The following is a 20,767-nucleotide window of genomic DNA, read 5'->3' on the forward strand; positions in this document are numbered from 1 at the left end:
CGCACGAGGGGGACTACGGCATGACCGAGCACGAGATCGACTGTCGGATCCGGCTGACGCACGACGACTTCATCATGACCAACCACCGGGTCCACGGTGTCTCGGTGATGCCCGGCGTCACCTTCCTGGACCTGGTCTTCCGGGTCCTGATCGCGCAGGGCCTCGACCACCGCCGACTGGCGCTGCGGGACGTCCTGTTCTCGGAGCCGGTCGTCACCCGCGAGGGGTACGAGCGCGAGCTGCGGGTCACCGTCGCCGCGGGCGGGCCGGAGCGCCGGGTCCGGGTCGACAGCCGCTGGCTGCGCGACGGCGAGCCCTGCGCGCCCTGGCGCGAGAACGCCCGGGGCGAGCTGGTCACCACCGACGAGCCGGTGCCCGCGCCGCTGGACGTCGAGGCGCTGCGGGCCGGCGCGGTCCGCACCGCCGACATGGACGTGCTGTACTCCCGCACCCGCCGTGAGGGGATCCGGCACGGCGGCCCGATGAGCTGCCTCGGCCGGCTGCACCACGGTGAGCCGTGGCTGCTCGCCGAGCTGCGGCTCGACCCGTCCGGCCGGGAGCACGAGGACGGGTTCCATCTGCACCCCGGGAAGGCGGACGCCTCCACCCTGCTGGCGTTCGGTCAGAACGAGGAGGTCGGCGAGGAGCCGTTCATCCCGTTCCACATCGGCTGGTTCCGCGCCCCCGAGCCGGTCGGCGAGAGCTTCCTGGTGCACGTGCCGCGGCCGGAGCGTCCCTCGGTCTCGGGCGACCTCGTCCGCAACGACTACACCCTGCTCGACGGGCGGGGGAACCTGCTGGCGGAGTTCCGGGACATGTCCTGCAAGCGGATCCGCCATCCCGAACTGATCACCCGGTTGCTGGACGAGGTGGCGGACGACGCCCCCGCCGTTCCCGTCCCCGCCGCCGTCGTTCCCGTGCCCGTTCCCGCCGTCGAGGCGCCCGCGCCGGCCACGGCCCCGCAGGACCCGCTCACCGTGGCCACCGACCGGCTGCGCGCGCTGGTGGGTGCGGCGCTGGACCGGCCGGCCGCCGAGGTGCCCACCGACGTGGGCTTCTACGACCTCGGGCTGGACTCGGTGACCCTGCTGCGGATGGGCGAGCAGCTGGAGGAGCTGGTCGGGACGACGCTGTACCCCACCCTGCTCTTCGAGTTCGGCTCGGTCTCCAGCCTGGCCCGGCACCTGGCCGACACCCACCCGCAGGCGCTGACCGCCGCCCGCCCCGAGGCCGGTCCCGCCCCCCAGGCCGCCCCCCGGACCGCCGCCGGTTCCGCCGCCGCCCCCGCGGGCGTGGCCGTCCGCCGCACCGAGTGCTGGACCGCCGCACCGCTGCCGGCCGACCCGGGCGCCGTCGCCGTCGCCGGTGACCTGATCGTCTTCGGCGGGTCCGAGCCGCTGGTCGCCGCGCTGCGCGCCACCGGCCGGCGGATCGTCGCCGTCACCCGCGGCGAGGGCTTCGCCCGGCTGGGCCCGGACGCGTTCCGGGTCGACCCCGCCGACCGCGCGCAGCTCGGCCGCCTGCTCGCCGCGCTCACCGCCGACCGGGTCCACCCGGCCGCCCACGTGCTGTGCCCGTCGGCCGGCACCGCCGCCGCCACCGAGCTCTGGGCCCTGGCTGCCGCCCTGGTCGACGCCCGGCCCACCGAGCCGGTCGCCCTGCTGGTGGCCGCCGACGCCCCCGTCGCCCCGGAGCATGCCGCGCTGGCCGCGTTGGCGGCCACCGTCTCGGCCGAGGCGCCGATCCTGCGCTGCCGTCTGGTGGAGTCCGACGCCCCGTCCGCCGAGGTCCTGCTGGCCGAGTCGGCCACGGACGGCGAGCACTGGGTGCGCTACCGCTCCGGCCTGCGGCAGGTGCGCCGCTGGGGCGAGGCGGACTCCGGTCCGGAGGGCACCGGCTTCACCGACGGCGGCGCCTACCTGGTCACCGGCGGGGCGGGCGGCCTGGCCGCCCTGGTGGCCGACCACCTGGTCGAGAACCACGCGGCCCGATTGCTGCTCGTCGGCCGCCGACCGGCCGACCGGGCCCTGGAGGAGCGGATGGCCGCCTGGCGGGAGCGCGGCGGCGACGTCCGCTACCTGCGGGCGGACGTCTCGCGGGCCGAGGGCGCCGCGGCCGCCGCGGCCGCCGCCCGGTCGGCGTTCGGCCGGATCGACGGCGTGCTGCACTGCGCCGGCACCGTCCGCGACGGTCTCTTCTTCCGGAAGGACCCGGCCGACCTGGCCGAGGTCTGGGCCGCCAAGATCGACGGCACCCGTCACCTCGACGCCGCGACCGCCGACGACGACCTGCGCCTCTTCGTGCTCTTCTCCTCGCTCTCCGGCGTGCTGCCCAACGCCGGGCAGGCCGATTACGCGTACGCCAACGCGTTCCAGCTGCACTTCGCCGAACGCCGGTCCGTCGAGCGGCCGGGCCGCACCCTCGCGGTGGCGTGGCCGCTGTGGGAGTCCGGCGGCATGCGGGTCTCCGAGGCGTCGCTGCGCCAGTCCGCCACCCGCACCGGGATGACGCCGCTGCCCACCGCCGCCGGCCTGGACGTCCTCGTCCGCGCCACCGCCGGGGGCCCGGCCTCCTTCGCCGTCCTGCACGGCGACCCGGCCCGTGTCCCGCAGCTGCTGCCCGCCGCGTCCGAGCCCCGGAGCGCCGTCGCCGCACCGGCAACCGCCCGGGCGGCTGCACCGGCCGTCGTCCCGGCCGTCGTCCCCGTTGACGAGGGCACCGCGATCGCCATCATCGGCGTCGCCGGCCGCTACCCGGGCGCCACCGACCTCGACGGCTTCTGGCGCAACCTGGCCGAGGGCGTCGACAGCGTCACCGAGGTCCCGGCCGACCGCTGGGACCACTCCGCCTACTTCGACCCCGACCGCAACGCCGAGGGCCGCACCTACGGCCGCTGGGGAGGCTTCCTGGACGGGGTGGACCGCTTCCACCCGGCGTTCTTCGGGATCTCCCGCCGGGACGCCGAGCGGATGGACCCGCAGGAGCGCCTTTTCCTGGCCACCGGCTGGCACGCCTTCGAGGACGCCGGCTACGCGCCGAGGAGCGCCGCCACGCGCAACACCGGCGTGTTCGTCGGGGTGATGTGGAACCACTACCAGCTGTTCGCCGACCAGGACGGCGGCGTCGCGCCGACCGCGATGCACGCCTCGGTCGCGAACCGGGTCTCCTACGCCCTCGACCTGCACGGCCCCAGCATGGCGGTGGACACCGCCTGTTCGTCCTCGCTGACCGCCCTCCACCTGGCCTGCGAGAGCATCCGCCGCGGCGAGTGCGAACTGGCCCTCGCCGGCGGCGTGAACCTGTCCGTCCATCCGCAGAAGTACCTTCAGCTCGCCCAGGGACAGTTCCTCTCCAGCGACGGCCGCTGCCGCAGCTTCGGCGAGGACGGCGACGGCTACGTCCCCGGCGAGGGCGTGGGCGCGGTGCTGCTCAAGCCGCTCGACCGGGCGCGCGCCGACGGCGACCACATCCACGGCGTCATCCGGGCGACCGTCCTCAACCACACCGGGCAGACCAGCGGGTTCACCGTGCCGAGCCCGACCGCCCAGGGCGAGCTGATCCGCTCCGCCCTGGAGCGCGCGGGCTGGGACCCGGCCACCCTCGGCTGCATCGAGGCACACGGCACCGGGACGTCGCTGGGCGACCCGATCGAGGTCGAGGGGCTGCGCAAGGCCTTCGCCGGCGCCGGCCTGGAGCCGGGCTCCGTGGCGCTCGGGTCGGTCAAGTCCAACATCGGCCACCTGGAGAGCGCGGCGGGCATCGCCGGCCTCACCAAGGTCCTGCTGCAGCTGAGGCACGGCCAGCTGGTGCCGTCGCTGCACTCGGCCCGCACCAACCCCCACATCGAGTTCGACGGCTCGCCGTTCCGGGTCCAGCAGGAGCGGAGCCCCTGGCCGGCCGGGTCCACCCCGCGCCGGGCCGGCGTCAGCGCCTTCGGCGCCGGCGGGGCCAATGCCCACGTCCTGGTCGAAGAGGAGATCCAGCCCGTGCAGCGTCCGACCCCTCCGGCCGCCGAGCACCTTTTCGTGCTGTCCGCGCGGACCCCGGCCGAACTGCGCGAGTACGCCCTGCGCCAGCTGGACTTCCTGGCCGGAGCCGGCCGGTCGGTCGAGGCCGTGGCCGAACAGGCCGCCGCACTGCTCGGCATCCCGGCCGAGGCGATCGGCGCCGACGACTCGCTGGCCGACCTCGGCTTCGACGCCCTCTCCCTCGCGGAGCTGGGCGAAGCCCTGGGCACCCGGCCCGCGCCGGAGTCCACCATCGCCGAGCTGGCCGGTGCCGGCGACCCGTACCTGCTCGCCGACCTCGCCCACACCTCGCAGACCGGCCGGGCCGCGATGGCCCACCGGCTGGCGGTGGTCGCCTCCGACCCGGCGGTGCTGCGGGCGGAACTGCGGCGCTACGCGGACGGCGGGCCGGCCGGCGGCGCGGGCCACTGGGGGAGCCCCGGAGCGCCGGCCGCCCTGGACGCGGTCGCCGCGTTCCGGGCCGGCCGACTCGACGAGGTGGCGCGGTACTGGGCCGCCGGCGGCGACGTCGACTGGGCGGCCTGCCGGGCCGGCGACACCTCGGTGCGGCGCCGCCCGATGCCCGGCTACCCGTTCCAGGAGGAGGCCGTCTGGGTCGGCCGCTGGAAGGGCGGCAACCGTGCCGGGGAGCCGGCGCCGGTCGCGGCCCCCGCAGTGCCGGCGGCCGTCCCGACGGCGTCGGTGCCCGTGCCGACCGCGCCCGTGGCGCTCCCCGACCCGGCCGAGCTGCTTCCCGAGCCGGTCGAGGCCGGCGGCGAGGAGGTTAGGTTCCGGCTACTCGAACCGGGCATCGCGCTGCTGGAGATGCGCGACCAGGGCGGCACCAACATGTTCACCGACGCCATGATGCGTGGCCTCCAGGAGGCCTTCGACCGCATCGAGCGCGACGACACGGTGCGCGCGGTCGTCCTGACCGGCACCGAGACGGTGTTCAGCATGGGGGCGACCCCGCAGGGCCTGGAGACGCTGGCCGGCGGCGGCAGCCGGTTCACCGACGTCCCCTTCGTCTACGAGGGCCTGCTGCGCTGCAGCCGCCCGGTGGTCGGCGCGCTGCGCGGGCACGCCTCCGGCGGCGGCCTGGCCTTCGGCCTGTACGCGGACCTCGTGGTGATGGCCCGGGAGAGCGTCTACAGCGCCAACTTCCTGAAGTACGGCTTCACCCCGGGGATGGGCGCCACACACATCCTCGACGAACGGCTCGGCCGCGTGCTGGCCGCCGAACTGATGTACACGGGCAAGGCCTTCCGCGGTGAGGAGCTGGAGCGCCGGGGCGCGAACGTCTGCTTCGCGGACCGCGCGGACGTGCTCGCCACCGCGCTCGGGCTGGCCCGGTCGATCGCGGAGAAGCCGGTCGAGGCCGTCCGCGTCCTCAAGCAGGACCTCGCGGACCGGGCGCTCGCCCGGCTCGCCCCGGTGATCGAGCGGGAGTCGGCCATGCACGACCGGGTGTTCGGCACGGAGTCGGTGGGCCGGATCCGCGCGCACTTCGCCAAGGTGGACGGCTACCGCGCCGGGACGGTCGCGGCCGCGCCGACTCCGGCCCCGGTGCCGACCCCGACGCCGACGCCGGCCGTCGTGCCGGCCCCGGCCCCGGTGAGCGCTCCGGCCCCCGTCGTGGCAGTCGCGCCGACGGCTCCCGTCGTCGGACCGGACACCTCCCGCATCACCGAGGTGGTGCAGGACGTCCTCTGCGAGAGCCTCTACCTGACCCGCGGCGAGATCGACGAGGCGCTCAGCTTCAGCGACATGGGCCTCGACTCGATCGGCGCGGTGGAGCTGGTCCGGGCGCTGAACAAGGCGTTCGACCTGGACATCGACTCGGTCGCGGTCTACGACCACCCCACCCTGCCCAGGCTGGTGGCGTACGTCCGCGAGGTGATCGAGCGGGACGTCAGCCTGCTCGCGTCCGCCACCGCCGAGCCGGCGGCCCAGCCGGAGCCGGTCGCCCAGCCGGAGACGGTTGTCCGGCCGGAGCCGCCGGCCGCACCCCCGGCTGCTCCCGGCGAGGTGGTGCTGAGTCCGCTGTCCGCCGTGGTCGGGCCCCCGGCCGACCCGGCGCCCGTCACGCTCGCGCCCGTCGCACCCGCCCCCGTCGTACCGACCCCGGCCGCGCCCGCGCACGTCAGCCTTCCCCCGGTCGTCCCGACCGCCGCCCCCGCTCCGGCCGCCCCCGCGCAGCCGGCGCCGGCCGAGGACCCGCGGGCCGGGGACATCGCGGTGATCGGCATGGCCGGCCGCTTCCCGGACGCGCCGGACCTCGACGCCTTCTGGGCCAACCTCGCCGCCGGTCGCGACAGCATCCGCGAGGTGCCCGCCGAGCGCTGGGACACCGGCCGGTTCTACGACCCCGACCGCCGGGCCGTCGGCCGCACCTACAGCAAGTGGGCCGCGCTGCTCGACGACATCGACGGGTTCGACCCGCAGTTCTTCCGGATGTCTCCGCTGGAGGCGGAGTCGATGGACCCGCAGCAGCGCCTCTTCCTGCAGACCGCCTGGGAGGGCCTGGCCGACGCCGGCTACGCGGACGGGGCGGAGAAGCGCCGCTGGGGCGTCTTCGTCGGCTGCGCCACCGGTGAGTACCTCGACCTGCTGCGGGCGGAGGGCCTGGACGAGACGGCGCACGCCTTCCTCGGCAACTCCGGGTCCGTCCTGGCCGCCCGGATCGCTTACCACCTCGACCTGACCGGCCCGACGCTGGCGATCGACACGGCCTGTTCCTCCTCGCTGGTCGCCGTCCACCTGGCCTGCGAGAGCATCCGCTCGGGCGAGTGCGACGGTGCCGTCGCCGGCGGTGTCGCGCTGATGCTGACCCCGCGGATGCACGTGCTCACCAGCAAGACCGGGATGCTGTCGCCGACCGGGCGCAGCGCCCCGTTCGACGCCTCGGCCGACGGGATCGTGCTGGGCGAGGGCGTCGGGGCGGTCGTGCTCAAGCGCCTGGACCGGGCGCTGGCCGACGGCGACCCGATCCACGGGGTGATCCGGGCCGGCGGGATCAACGGCGACGGCCGTACCAACGGCATCACCGCGCCGAGTGCGGCCAGCCAGGCCGACCTGATCGAGCGGGTCCAGCGCCAGGCGGGCGTCCGCCCGGAGGACGTGACGTACGTCGAGGCGCACGGGACCGGCACGCCGCTCGGCGACCCGATCGAGGTCAAGGCCCTCGACCAGGTGCTGGGCCGGGGCGCCGGGGCGGTGGGCTCCTGCGGTCTGGGATCGGTGAAGGGCAACATCGGCCACACCACCATGTCGGCGGGCGTCGCCGGGCTGATCAAGGTCCTGCTCGCACTGAAGCACCGTCAGCTGCCGCCGTCGATCAACTTCTCGGACCCGAACCCGGAGATCGACTTCGGGCGGAGCCGGCTGCGCCCGGTCACCGCGCTGGAGCCGTGGCGGGCCGGCCCGTCCGGTGAACTCCTCGGCGCGGTCAGCAGCTTCGGGTTCAGCGGGACCAACGCGCACCTCATCGTGGGGGAGCCGCCGCGTCGTGCCGCCGGGGCCGGCCCGGTCCGCGGCGCGGCCCGCCACCGCTTCGACAACCGGCCGTACTGGGTCACCCCGGCCCCCGTCTCGGCCCCGGCTTCCCCCGCCGCCCCGGCTTCCCCGGCTTCCCCCGCCGCCCCGGTCGGCGCGGCCGCCCTGGACCGGTCCGACTGGGTCGTCGCCGACCACGTGATCGGCGGCACGCCGCTGCTCCCCGGAGTCGCCGCGTTCGAACTGGCCGCCGCCGCGGCCGGACGCTCGGGCCCGCTCCGGATCAGCGGGGTCCAGTGGCTGCGGCCGTTCGCAGTGACCGGACCGTGCAGCCCCCGGCTGACCCTGGACGGTGATCGCTTCACCCTGGCCGCCGATCCGGACGGCACGGTGTGCGCCCGCGGCCGGCTGGCCGCCGGCCCCATCGACGAGCCCGAACTGCTCGACCTGGACGCGATCACCGCCCGCTGCCCGTCCCGGCGCCCCGCCGCCGACCTGTACGCGGACTTCGCGGCGGCCGGCATCGCCTACGGGCCGTCCTTCCGGGCCCTCGACGAGGTCCACTACGGCGCCGACGACGTGCTCGCCCGGCTGACCGTGCCGGCCGACCGGGCCGGTGAGCTGGCCGACCGCCCGCTGCACCCCGTGCCGCTGGACGCCGCTCTGCAGGCCGTGGCGCTGCTCGCCGCCGCCGACGGCGGGACCGGGCCGCAGCTGCCGTTCGCCCTGGCCGAGCTCGCCGTGTACGGGCCGGTCCCGGCCACGGGGTACACCCACGTCCGGCGCGAGAACGGCGGGATCACCGTCCGGCTCGCCGACCGGGCCGGCCGGGTCGCGGTCCGGTTCACCGGCCTGGCGCTGCGCGCCGCGGCCGGCGCCCGCCCCGCGCAGCGACCGGCCCCGAGCGCGGCCGCCGAGCCCGCGGCCGGTGGGCTGATCCACCTGCCGGTCTGGCGGGACGCGCCACTGCCCGCCGCCGGCGACGGCCACCGCCCGGGCGCCACCGTCCGGGTGCTGCACCGGGCGGGCTCCGCCGAGCTGGCCGCCGCGCTGGTCGCGGAGCACCGGGCGGCCGGGGACGCGGTCGCCTCGGCCGAGACCCTGGTGCCCGGCGACACCCCCGACCTGGTCTACGTCCTCGCCACCGACACCCGCGGCGGCGCCCCCGACCGCGACTCGGCCCCGGCCGAGCTGCTGCGCACCGTGCAGACCCTGATCGCAGCCGGTCGCCCGGTCGCCCTCAAGGTGGTGCTGGCCGGCGCGGTCGACGCCGACGGCGGCCCGGTCCGCCCGCACGCCGCCGGGCTGATCGGCCTGGCCAACTCGGTCGCCGCCGAGTACCCGGGCTGGACCGTCGGCTGCGTCGACGTCGGCACCCGCCCGACCCCCGCCGCCGAGCTGGCTGCGGCGCTGCGCCGGGAGCCGGGCACCGACCGGCTGGTCGCCCTGCGCGGCGACCGGAGGCTGACCCGCACGATCTGCCCGGCCGAACTGGCGGAGGCCGCCCACCCCTACCGCGCCGGCGGCACCTACCTGGTCGTCGGCGGCGCCGGCGGCATCGGCCAGGTCCTCGCCCGGCACCTCGCCCGCACGGTCGGTGCCAACATCGCCGTCGTGGGCCGGCGCCCGGCCGACGAGCGGGTGGCCGAGCTGATCGCCGACGTCGAGCGGCTCGGCGGCCGAGCCCGGTACCTGCAGGCCGACGCGGCCGACCCGGCGGCGCTGCGGGCCGCGGTGCGGGAGACCCGCCGCGAGTTCGGCGCCCTGCACGGCGCCTTCCACGCCGCCCTGGTGCTGCGTGACCGCACCCTCGCCCGGATGGACGAGACCGACCTGGCCGAGGTGCTGGCGCCCAAGGTGGCCGGGGCGGTCGCCTTCGGCGAGGCGCTGGCCACCGAGCGGCTGGACTTCCTGAGCTTCTTCTCCTCCGCCGTCTCCTTCACCGAGTCGGCCGGCCAGGGCGGTTACGCCGCGGCCTCCACCTTCGAGGACGCCTACGCCGCCGAGCTGCGCCGGCGCTGCCGGTTCCCGGTGACGGTCGTCAACTGGGGCTACTGGGGCAGCGTCGGTGTGGTGGCGGACGACCGCTACGCCGAGCGGCTGGCCTCCTTCGGCGTCGGCTCGATCGCGCCCGCCGAGGGCATGGCGGCCCTGGACGCCCTGCTCGCGCACGGAGTGCCGCAGGCCGTCGTGGTCCGCGCGGACGGGGCCGGGCTGGCCCGGCTCGGCGCGGACAGCCACCCGGCCGCGGGCGCCCGGCCCGCCGGTCCCGCCGGTGCCGCCGGTGCCGCCGGTGCCGCCGGTGCAGAACAGGCCCAGCAGGCCGACCCGGTCACCCGGGCCCGCGCGGCGTTCGCGGCCCTGGACCGGCTGGCCCCCGCCCTGCTGGAGCGCCGCCTGCGCCGGCAGCTCGGCACCCTGGACGGCCACCCCGCCGAGCTGGCCACCCGACTGGGTGTCCGCCCCGGCCAGCGCCGGCTGCTCGACGCGGTGCTCGACCTCCTGGTCGCGGACGGTCGCCTCCGACGGACGGCCGACGGCGCGGTCGCGTCCGTCCCCGGTGCCCCGGAGCCGGACGGCGGGCTCACCGCCCGCTACCCGGACCTCGCCCCGCACGTCGAACTGCTCGACCGCTGCGTCGAGGCGCTGCCGCAGGTGCTCGACGGCACGCGCAGCGCCACGGAGGTGCTGTTCCCCGGCGGCTCCGCCGACCTGGTCGAGCGGGTGTACCGCGGCCAGGCCTCGGCCGACCACTACCACGCGCTGCTCGCCGAGGAGGTCGCCCGCGCGGTGACCGACGTCCACCGGGAGACCGGCCGGACGGTGCGGATCGCCGAGATCGGGGCCGGCACCGGCTCCAGCAGCGCCTTCGTCCTGGAGGCCTGCGCCCGCACCGGTCTGCCGGTCGACTACCGCTACACCGACATCTCCACCGCGTTCCTGCGCCGCGGCGAGGACGCCTTCGGCGCCCGCTACCCGTTCGTCCGCTTCGAGGCCCTGGACATCGAGAAGGACCCGACCGGGCAGGGCTTCGAGCGGCACGGCTTCGACGTGCTGCTCGCCACCAACGTGCTGCACGCCACCGCCCGGATGGACCGCACCCTCGGCCACACCCGCGACCTGCTGCGCCCCGGCGGCCTGCTGCTGGTCAACGAGGTGACCAGGGCGGCGAACTTCCTCACCCTCACCTTCGGGCTCACCCCGGGCTGGTGGCGGTACGAGGACGCCGGGCTGCGACTGCCCAACGCCCCGCTGATCGGCCCGGCCGGCTGGCAGCGGATGCTGGCCGACGCCGGCTACGGGCCGGTGCGGGTCCGCGGTTTCGCGGACACCGCCCCGGAGGAGCTGGAGCAGTGCCTCTTCGTCGCGCGGGCGGCGGAGTCGTCCGCCGCCCCCGCCGCCGCCCCGGCCGCCCCGGCCACCCGCCCCGCCGTCCGCGACTACGTCCGCGGCGTCTTCGCCGAGGTGCTTCGCTTCGCCGAGGCCGACCTGGACGACCGGGTGACCTTCGAGAACTACGGCGTGGACTCGCTGGTGAGCCTGGACATCCTGGGCCGCTTCGAGCGCGACCTCGGCACCCTGCCGGCGACGCTGCTCTTCGAGTACCTGACCATCGCCGACCTGGCGGACCACTTCGGCGAGACCTTCCCGGAGCAGCTGGCCGCCCTGACCCAGCCCGCGCAGCCGGTCACCGCGCAGCCGGTCACCGCGGCGCCCGTCACCGCCGCGCCCGTCACTGCCGCGCCCGTCACCGCCGTGGCCGTAACCGCCCCGCCCGTAACCCCCGCGGCCGTCGACGACCAGGACATCGCGGTGATCGGCTTGGTCGGCCGCTACCCCGGCGCGCCCGACGTGGACGCCTTCTGGGAGCTGCTCGCCGACGGCCGCAGCGGTATCACCGAGGTGCCGGCCGACCGCTGGGACTGGCGCACCCACTTCGACCCCGAGAAGGGGCGGCCGCAGCGCACCTACAGCCGTTGGGGCGGCTTCCTGGACGGCATCGACCTCTTCGACCCCGGCTTCTTCGGCATCCTCCCGCGCGACGCCGCCGCCATCGATCCGCAGGAGCGGCTTTTCCTGGAGGCGGCCTGGAATCTGCTGGAGCGGACCGGCCGACTCGGCGAGACCACCCGCGAGCGCGACACCGGCGTCTTCGTCGGCACCATGTACGGCTCGTACGGCCAGCTCGCCGCCACCGGGTGGGCCGAGGGCCGGCTTTCCGGCGCGCACTCCGCGTACTGGTCCATCGCCAACCGGGTCTCCTACTTCCTGGACCTGCACGGGCCCAGCTTCGCCGTGGACTCGGCCTGTTCGTCCTCGCTGCTCGCCGTCCACCTGGCCTGCGAGAGCATCCGGCGCGGCGAGTGCCGCACCGCGATCGCCGGCGGGGTCAACCTGATCCTGCACCCGGCCCACCACGTGTCGCTGAGCGCGATGAACATGCTCTCCGCCGACGAGCGCTGCAAGGTCTTCGACGCCGCGGCCGACGGCTTCGTGCCCGGGGAGGGCGTGGGGGCGGTGCTGCTGAAGCCGCTGCGCGAGGCCGTCGCGGACGGCGACGAGATCTGGGGTGTCATCAAGTCCGGCCTCGCCAACGCCGGCGGCAAGACCGGCGGGTACACCGTGCCGAACCCGAACGCGCAGGCGGCGCTGATCGCCGAGGCGGTCCGCCGGGCGGGCGTGGACCCGGCCACCATCGGCTACGTCGAGGCCCACGGCACCGGCACCGAGCTGGGCGACCCGATCGAGGTCGCCGGGCTGGGCCGGGCGCTCGGGCCGGTCGCCGCGGGCGGCGTGCCGTGCCGGATCGGCTCGGTGAAGGCCAACATCGGCCACCTGGAGGGCGCGGCGGGCATCGCCGGGCTCACCAAGGTGCTGCTCCAGCTCAGGCACCGGCGGATCGCGCCCTGCGCCAACCTGGAGACCGTCAACCCCAAGATCGCGCTCGACCCGGAGCGGTTCGCTCTGCCGACCGCGCTGGAGCAGTGGGAGGGTGTCGACTCCGCCCCGCTCCGGGCCGGGGTCAGCTCGTTCGGCGCCGGCGGTGCCAACGTCCACCTGGTGGTGGAGGAGTACCGGGACCCGCGCGGGCACGTGGTGCCGCAGGGCCCCGTCCGGCAGGCCGACGAGCAGCTTTTCGTCCTCTCCGCCCGGACCCGCGAGCAGCTGCTCCGCTACGCCGGCCTGGTGGCGGACCACCTGACCGGTCCGGGGGCGGCCGCGGACCTCGCCGCGCTCTGCTTCACCAGCCAGGTCGGCCGCCGGGAGTTCACCGAGCGCCTGGCCGTCACGGCCACCGGTGTCGCCGAGCTGGCCGCCCGGCTGGCCGCGGTGGCGGCGGGCACCGTGCCGGACGGCGTCCGGCTCGGCACCGCGGGCGGCGGCGCGATCGCGGTCGACCCGGACGAGCCCGCGGCCGGCTGGGTGCGCGGCGCGGCCGTCGACTGGGAGGCCCGCTGGCCGCACCCGCGCCCACGCCGGGCCGCCCTGCCCGGTTACCCCTTCGAGCGCCGCCGGTACTGGCTGCCGGAGGGCACGGCGGCCGTCACGGCGGCCCCCTCCGCCCCGGCGGCGACCCCGTCCGAGCCGCGCACCCGGGTGGTCCAGCGCCGCCCGGTCTGGCAGGACCGCCCGGCCGAGCCCGTCGGCGTCCGGCCGAAGCTGCTGCTGGTGGTGACCGAGGAGGCCGGGCTGGCCGCGGCGATCGGCCGCGCGGCCGGCGCCGAGGGCGTCCGGTCGGTGGCGATCCGGCCCGGCGAGACCCCCTCCGTGCTGCCCGACGCGGTGGTGCACACCGGTGACGTCGCCGACGCCGTCGAACTGGCGGCCGCCCTGCTCCGGGACCGGCCCGGCGCGGTGCTGCGGATGGTCCACACCCACGCCTCGCCCGACCCCGAGCAGGTCGCCGTCACCGGCGCGCTGCGCACGATCGGCCTGGAGCACAGCGGCTTCACCGGCTCCCGGGTGGAGTTCGAGCCCGGCACGGACGCCCGGCTGCGGGCCGTGCTCCTGCTGGACGAGCTGGCCTGCGCCGACCCGGAGGTCCGCCACCGGGACGGTCGGCGCGAGGTCCGGGAAACCGTCGAGTTCGCCCTGCCGGAGGGCGGGGCGGCCGTGGTCCGGCCCGGCGGCGGCTACCTGGTCACCGGCGGCGCCGGTGCCCTCGGGCTGCACGTCGCCGAGTTCCTGGCGGCCCGGGGGCCGGTCCGGCTGGTGCTGGCCGGCCGGACGGAGCCCGGCCCGCAGGCGGCGGCGCGGATCGCCGCGCTGAACGCCGCCGGCAGCACCGTCGAGTTCCACCGGGCCGACGTGACCCGGGCAGCCGACGTCGAGCGACTGGTCGCGGCGGCCGCGCCCGTGCACGGCGTCGTGCACACGGCCGGGGTGACCCGGGACGCGCTGGCCGTCCGCAAGACCCGCGCCGAGACGGCCGAGGTGCTGGCCCCCAAGGTGACCGGCACCCGGCTGCTCGACGTGGCCACGGCGGACCAGCCGCTGGACTTCTTCGTGCTGTTCTCCTCGGTGGTCGGCGGGACGGGGAACCCGGGTCAGGCCGACTACGCCGCCGCCAACGCCTTCCTGGACGCCTTCGCCGCCGAGCGCGAGGAGCGCCGGGAGCGCGGTGAGCGCCCTGGCCGCTCGGTCTCGATCGGCTGGCCGCTCTGGGCGGACGGCGGGATGACCGTCGACGACGCCACCCGCACCCTGTTCGCCCGTCGCTGGCAGATGGTGCCGATGCGGACCGCGGCCGGGCTGGACGTCCTGGAGCGCGTGCTCACCGGCGGCCCGTCCGTGCCGCCGTCCCTCACCGTGGTCGAGCAGCTGCTCGACCGGCCCTCGGCGGAGGAGCCCGCGGCCGACCGTGCGGTCACCGCCGGCGGACCCGTCCGGCCCGACGTGCGGGACCGGCTGCGGCGGATGGCCTCGGGCTTCCTGCTCGTCGAGGAGGCGGAGGTCGACCTCGACGAGGACCTGATGGACAGCGGGTTCGACTCGATCTCGCTCACCGAGCTGATCAACCAGGTCAACCTGGAGTACGACCTCGATCTGCTGCCCACCGTGCTGTTCGAGTGCGCCAGCCTGGAGGCGTTCGCCCGGTACCTGCTGCGCGAGCACGGGGCCGTCCTGGCCGTGGCGCCGGTGGCCGAGCAGGCCGCACCGACCGCCGCGGCGGCGGCGTCGACGGCAGCGGGCCCTTCGACGACCGCCGAGGACGCCGTCGCCGTCGTCGGGATCGCCGGCACCCTGCCCGGCGCCCGCGACCTCGCCGGTTTCTGGCGGCGCCTGGCGGCCGGCGAGGACCTGGTCGGCCCGGCCCCGGCCGACCGGCGGGAACTGCACGCCCACCCCGACACCGCTGCCCTGCGCGGCGGCTTCATCGAGGGCGTCGGCGAGTTCGACGCCGAGCTGTTCCGGATCTCGCCGGCCGAGGCTGCGCTGATGGACCCGCAGCAGCGGCTCTTCCTCCAGGCCGTCTGGCAGGCGGTCGAGGACAGCGGCCACCGCCCGGACTCCCTCGCGGGCACCGACACCGGTCTGTTCGTCGGCGTCTCCACCACCGACTACGCCGACCTGCTCCGGCTGAGCGGCACGCCCGTGCAGGCCCACACGGCCAGCGGCGTCGCCCACTCGATCCTGGCCAACCGGGTCTCGCACGTGCTGGACCTGCGGGGGCCGAGCGAGGCGGTGGACACCGCCTGCTCCAGTTCGCTGGTGGCGGTCCACCGGGCCGTGCAGGCGATCCGGGCGGGCGACTGCTCGCTCGCCCTGGTCGGCGGGGTCAACGTCCTGCTGAGCCCCGGCCTGTTCACCGCCTTCCAGCAGTCGGGCATGCTCAGCCCGGACGGCGCCTGCCGGACCTTCGACCGGAAGGCCGACGGCTACGTCCGTGGCGAGGGCGTCGGTGCGCTGGTGCTCAAGCCGCTCGCCGCCGCCGAGGCCGACGGCGACCACGTCTACGCCGTCATCCGGGGCAGCGCGGTCAACCACGGCGGCCGGTCCACGTCGCTGACCGCACCCAACCCGGAGGCCCAGGCCCAGGTGCTGCTGCGCGCCTACCGGGACGCGGGTGTGGACCCGGCCGAGGTCGGCGCCGTCGAGCTGCACGGCACCGGCACCCGGCTCGGCGATCCGGTCGAGGCCGAGGGCCTGAAGAAGGCGTTCGCCGCGCTGTACGCCGACGCCGGCCGGCCCGTACCGTCCGATCCCCGGGTGGCGCTCGGATCGGTGAAGACCAACATCGGCCACCTTGAGGCCGCCGCCGGGATCGCCGGGATGCTCAAGATGCTGCTCGCCCTGCGGCACGAGGTGCTGCCGCCGAGCATTCACTTCGACGAGCCCAACCCGTACCTGCGGCTGGACGGAACCCCGTTCTTCGTCAACGACGCGGCCCGCCCGTGGTCCGGACCGCGGACGGCCGGGGTCAGCTCCTTCGGCTTCGGGGGCACCAACGCCCACGTCGTGCTGGCCTCGCACCCGCGCCCGGCGGTCCGCTCGACCGGGCGGCAGCTGCTGGTGCTCTCCGCCCGCAGCGAGGAGGCCCTGCACGAGTACGCCGGACGGCTGGCCGACACCCTGGCCGACGCTCCGGAACCCGACCTGGCCCGGGTCGCCTACACCCTCCAGGTCGGCCGGACGCCTTACCCGCACCGGCTGGCCCTGACCGCCGAGTCGGTGGCCGAGGCGGTGGCCGTCCTGCGCCGGGTGGCCGCCGGTGAACCCGCCGGGTACCGCGGACTGGCCGCGGCCGGTCTCCCGCCCGTGACGCCGGACCTGACGCTCGACGAGCTCGCCGCGCACTGGGTCGAGGGCGCGGAGGTCGCGTGGACCAGGCACTGGCTCGGCCGCGAGCCGGGCCGTACGCCGCTGCCCGGCGCCCCGCTCACCCGCCGCGCCCACTGGTTCGACGGACGGACCGACCACCCCGGCAAGCCACAATCCAGGAAGGAAGAAGACGTGCTCCAGGACACCCGGCAGCCGCGCGAGCGGGAGACCGGCACCAGGCGCCGCAAGGCCGCCAAGATCAGCCTGACCCCGGTCGGCGCGTCGGTCCCGCCCACCCCGGCCGCACCGGCCCCGGCCGCGCCGGCCCCGGCCGCGCCGGCCCCGGCCGCGCCGGCCCCGGCCGCACCGGTGACCCCGGAGCCGCCCGCCCCGCGCGAGACGGGCGCCCTGGTCCCGGCCGCCCCGTCGCCGGTCACCGCGGTGACCGTCACGCCGGGCGAGGCGTCGGCCGAGATCACCACGCAGGTGGCCGACATCCTCGGGCTGGAGCCGGCCGAGGTCGGCTCCGGGCAGGCGTTCACCGACCTCGGCCTGGACTCGATCTTCCGGATGGACCTCGCCCGCCGGCTGAACGCGACCTTCGGCCTGGAACTGCAGGCCGCCGAGCTCTACGACCACGACAGCGTCGAACGGCTGGCCGCCCACATTGCGGGCCTCGCCCCGACGTCCGCCGCCGCGGTCCCGCTTCCGGCCGCTGTCCCGGCTGTCGAGCCGGTCGCGGTGGCTGCCCCGGTCGCGGTGGCCGTCACCCCCGTCGCCGCGCCCGTCGCCGCGCCCGTCGCCGCCCCCGTCGCCGCGCCCGCCGTCGCGACCGGCGACTCGGCCGCCGACCTGACGGCGCGCCTGATCGAGCGGATCACCGACCGCGCCGTCGACCGGCGGATCGACTTCACCGCCAACGGCCTGACCTCGTTCGACATGCTGCGCACGGTCAGCGTGCTGGAGCGCGGGTTCGGCGCCCTGCGCAAGACGCTGCTCTTCGATCACCCCACGGTGGACGCGCTCGCCGGTCACCTGGTCGACGCCTTCGGCGCCGAGCCGACCGTGCGACTGCTCGCCGCCGCGCTGGCCGCCGGGCCGGAGGCGGCGGAGGGGGGTCCGGTCGTCCTCTCCGACGCCGCGGCCACGTTCCGGGCCACCGCCCCGGCTGCTGCCCCGGCTGCTGCCCCGGCTGCCGTCGCGGCCGGTGAGCGGCCGCTGATCGTGCGCAAGCGCCGTCTCGCCGAGTTCCCGGAGATCGCCGCGCGGCTGGCCGAGATCGACCGCGCGCACGCCAAGGAGGGCGGTCTGGCCGGTCGCGACATCGCGCCACTGGCCTTCATCGGCTCGACCGGCCGCGCCTACTTCAACTTCTCCCGGCGGGACGACCACCTCTTCGCCTGGAGCTACGCGGGCACGGAGGAGGACTTCGCACCGCTGGCCGCCGAGTGGCTGACCTACGGCGCCCGGCACGGCCTGCGGCCGAACTTCCTGTCGATGATCCCGCTCGCGGAGGCCGGCGGCCGACCGCTGACCGCCACGCCGTTCGGTGCGGTGCAGCGGCTGGAGGACCTTGCCGGGTTCAGCCTCGCGGGGGGCCGGATGAGCCGGCTGCGCAACCTGGTCGCCCGGTTCGAGCGGGCCGGTCGGGTCACCACCGAGGAGTACCGGGTCGGCTCGGACCGGGCCGTCGACCGCGAGATCGCCGGGATGATCGACCGCTGGGGCGACCAGAAGCAGATGGTCAACCCGTACGTGGCCGTCGTCCGTCAGGAGCTGCTGGAGGGCCGGCTGGCCGAGCGGCACCGGATGTTCCTCACCCGGGTCAACTCCGAGCTGGCCAGCGCGGTGATCGTCACCAGGATCCCGTCCGAGCCCGGCTACCTGCTGGACCTGGAGTTCTATCCGGCCGAGGCGCCCCGGGGCGGCCTGGAGTACGCGATCATCGAGATCCTGCGTCAGCTCCGTGACGAGGGCTCCGAGCTGTTCAGCTTCGGCGCCAGCTTCGGCATCAAGCTGGGCGACTCGCCCAACGCCTCGCCCGAGGTCGAGCAGGGCATGGCCGAGCTGCGCTCGGTCGGCGTCTTCGGCGAGGGCAACTTCCAGTTCAAGAACAAGTTCCGCCCGGTCAACCGGCCGATCTACCTCTGCCAGCCGGCGGACCAGGACCCGACGCCGGTGTCGGAGGTGATCCTGATGATCGCCAACCCGGACATCGACGCCGACGTTCCGGACATGTCCGTCGACGGCGTCGCCCAGGCCCTCCCGGCCGTCGCCCAGGCGGCGCCCGTCGTCCCGGTCGCCCCGGCCCCGGCGCCCCGTCAGCCTGCCGCCGTCCGACCGGCGCCCGTGCCCGTCTCCGCGGCCGCCCCCGTCCCGGGGCGGGCCGAGCGCGCCGCCCGGCTCGCCGAGGCCGGGTACAACCCGCTCGCCCTGCGCCCCGCCGACGTCGAGTTCGACCTCGTCACCGACTCCTGGGCCGAGGTCGACGGCCCGGTGGTCACCGCCCGCACCCGCGCGATCCAGGACCTCGTCGAACGGGACCGCGAGCCGGCCGACTTCGAGCTGCCCGGCTGGCTGCCCTTCCCGCACGCGGTGCCCACCGCCTCGGGGCGCGCGGCCGAGGCGCTGCTCTGCCGCGCCTGGCCCGGCCCGCGCGGCACGGTCCTCCACAACGGGCTGTTCTTCACCTGGATGCTGAGCCTGGCCGACGCCGGCTTCGGCCCGGCCGAGCTCCCCACGGCCGCCGCCGGCGGCGGCTCCGGCTTCGCCGGCGACCTCGACCTGGCCGCCCTGCGCGCCCGGCTCGCCGACTCCCGCACCCCGGTGAGCTTCGTCGCGGTCGAGCTGAGCGGCAACGCCTCCGGCGGTCAGCCGGTGTCGGTCGCCAACCTGCGTGCAGTGCGGGACGTGACCCGGGCCCACGGGGTGCCGCTGGTGCTCGACGCGACCCGGATCGTGGAGAACGCCGCCTTCGTCGTCGCCCACGAGGACGGCTGGCGCGGCGTGGACCTCTGGAAGGCCGTCGAGGAACTGCTCGTCGCGGCGGACGCCGTGACCTTCAGCCTCTCCAAGGACTTCGGGGTCACCTCCGGCGGCCTGGTCGCCGCCCGGCACCCCGGTCTGGTCGACCGGCTGACCGAGCACACCGCCCTGCGCGGCGCCGAAGTCGGCCTCGCCACCCGGCGCCTGCTGGCCCGGGCGCTGGCCGACCGGGACGAGGTCGCCGCGCTGGTCGAGGAGCGGATGGCCGCGGTGCGGGCGCTGCACGGCGGCCTCGAAGAGGCCGGCCTGCCGGTCGCCGCTCCCGCCGGTGCCCACTGCGTGCTGCTCGACGTGGCCCGGATGCCGGCCTTCGCCGGCCTGGACCTGCCGGTCGAGTCCTGCCTGGCCTGGATCTACCACGGCACCGGCCTGCGCGGCGCGCCGCACCTGGCGGGCGACCGCCTGATCCGGCTCGCCGTCCCGGTCGGCTTCGGCGTGGAGCACGCCGGCGCCGCGGCCGATCGCCTCGCCGCGCTCTGGCGGGCGGCCGGTCCGGTGCCGGACCTCCTGCCGGTCGGCGGTGCCCGGTCGGCGGCCGCCCCGCGCCGCTACCACCCGAGCGCCGAGCTGCCGTCCGACATCGAGGACGCGATGCGTGAGGGCCATCTGGCCGTGGACGAGAACACGGCGGTGCTGGCCGAGCACGCCCCGGGCGTGGAGCGGCTGCTGCTCGACCTGCCGGAGGGCCGGGTCGAGGTGTTCACCGCCGGGAGCGGTCCGGTCCTGCTGCTGATGACCCCGTTCAACATCGGGGCCGGGGTGTTCGCCCGTCAGTTCGCCCAACTGGCGGACCGGTACCGGATGATCACCGTGCACCACCCCGGCGTCGGGGCCACCACGGTGAGCGCCGACCTGACCCTGGACGGTCTGGCCGCGCTCTACCGGACGGTGCTCGACCGGCTCGGGATCACCGGCCCGGTCCACGTCCTGGGTTCCTCGTTCGGCGGCCTGGTGGCCCAGAGCTTCGCGCTGCGCCACCCGCAGGACACCGCCTCGCTCACCCTGGTGGGCAGCTCGTACAAGGTCGGCAACCGCCGCGGCGAGGTGAACCGGCTGTCGATCGTGGCGGCCGAGGACTTCGACCGGATCGAGGCGGGCGGCGGGGAACTCCAGGAGGGCCGGGCCGAGCTGGAGCGGTTGCTGCTGCGCTGCGAGAGCATGGACCCGCAGATCGGCCTGAGCTACCTGGACGTGTTCGCCGCCCAGCCGACGCTGTTCGCCCGGCTGCCGGAGATCGCCGTTCCGACGCTGGTGATCTGGGGGCGGCACGACACCGTCATCCCGATGAAGGCCACCCACCTGCTGCACGGGGCCATCCCGGACGTCACGTACGCCGAGCTGGCGGACGCCGGCCACTTCCCGTGCCTGACCCACCCCCGGCGGGTGCACGAGCTGCTGCTGCCGTTCCTGGCCGCCCACGGCGCCACGGGGGACGCGCGATGACGACGACCGTGCGC

At 76.3% G+C, this 20,767-nt stretch carries 1 protein-coding gene; it reads left to right on the plus strand.

The genetic code is table 11. From position 1 onward, the window contains the following. Window positions 1–20 precede the first annotated feature (20 nt). Window positions 21–20,753, plus strand: a complete 20,733-nt coding sequence (locus CRP52_RS17290) for an SDR family NAD(P)-dependent oxidoreductase (RefSeq protein ID WP_097237232.1) — start codon at window positions 21–23, stop codon at window positions 20,751–20,753. The last annotated feature ends 14 nt before the right edge of the window (window positions 20,754–20,767 follow it).

Source organism: Streptomyces sp. 1331.2 (assembly GCF_900199205.1).
GTDB lineage: Bacteria > Actinomycetota > Actinomycetes > Streptomycetales > Streptomycetaceae > Kitasatospora.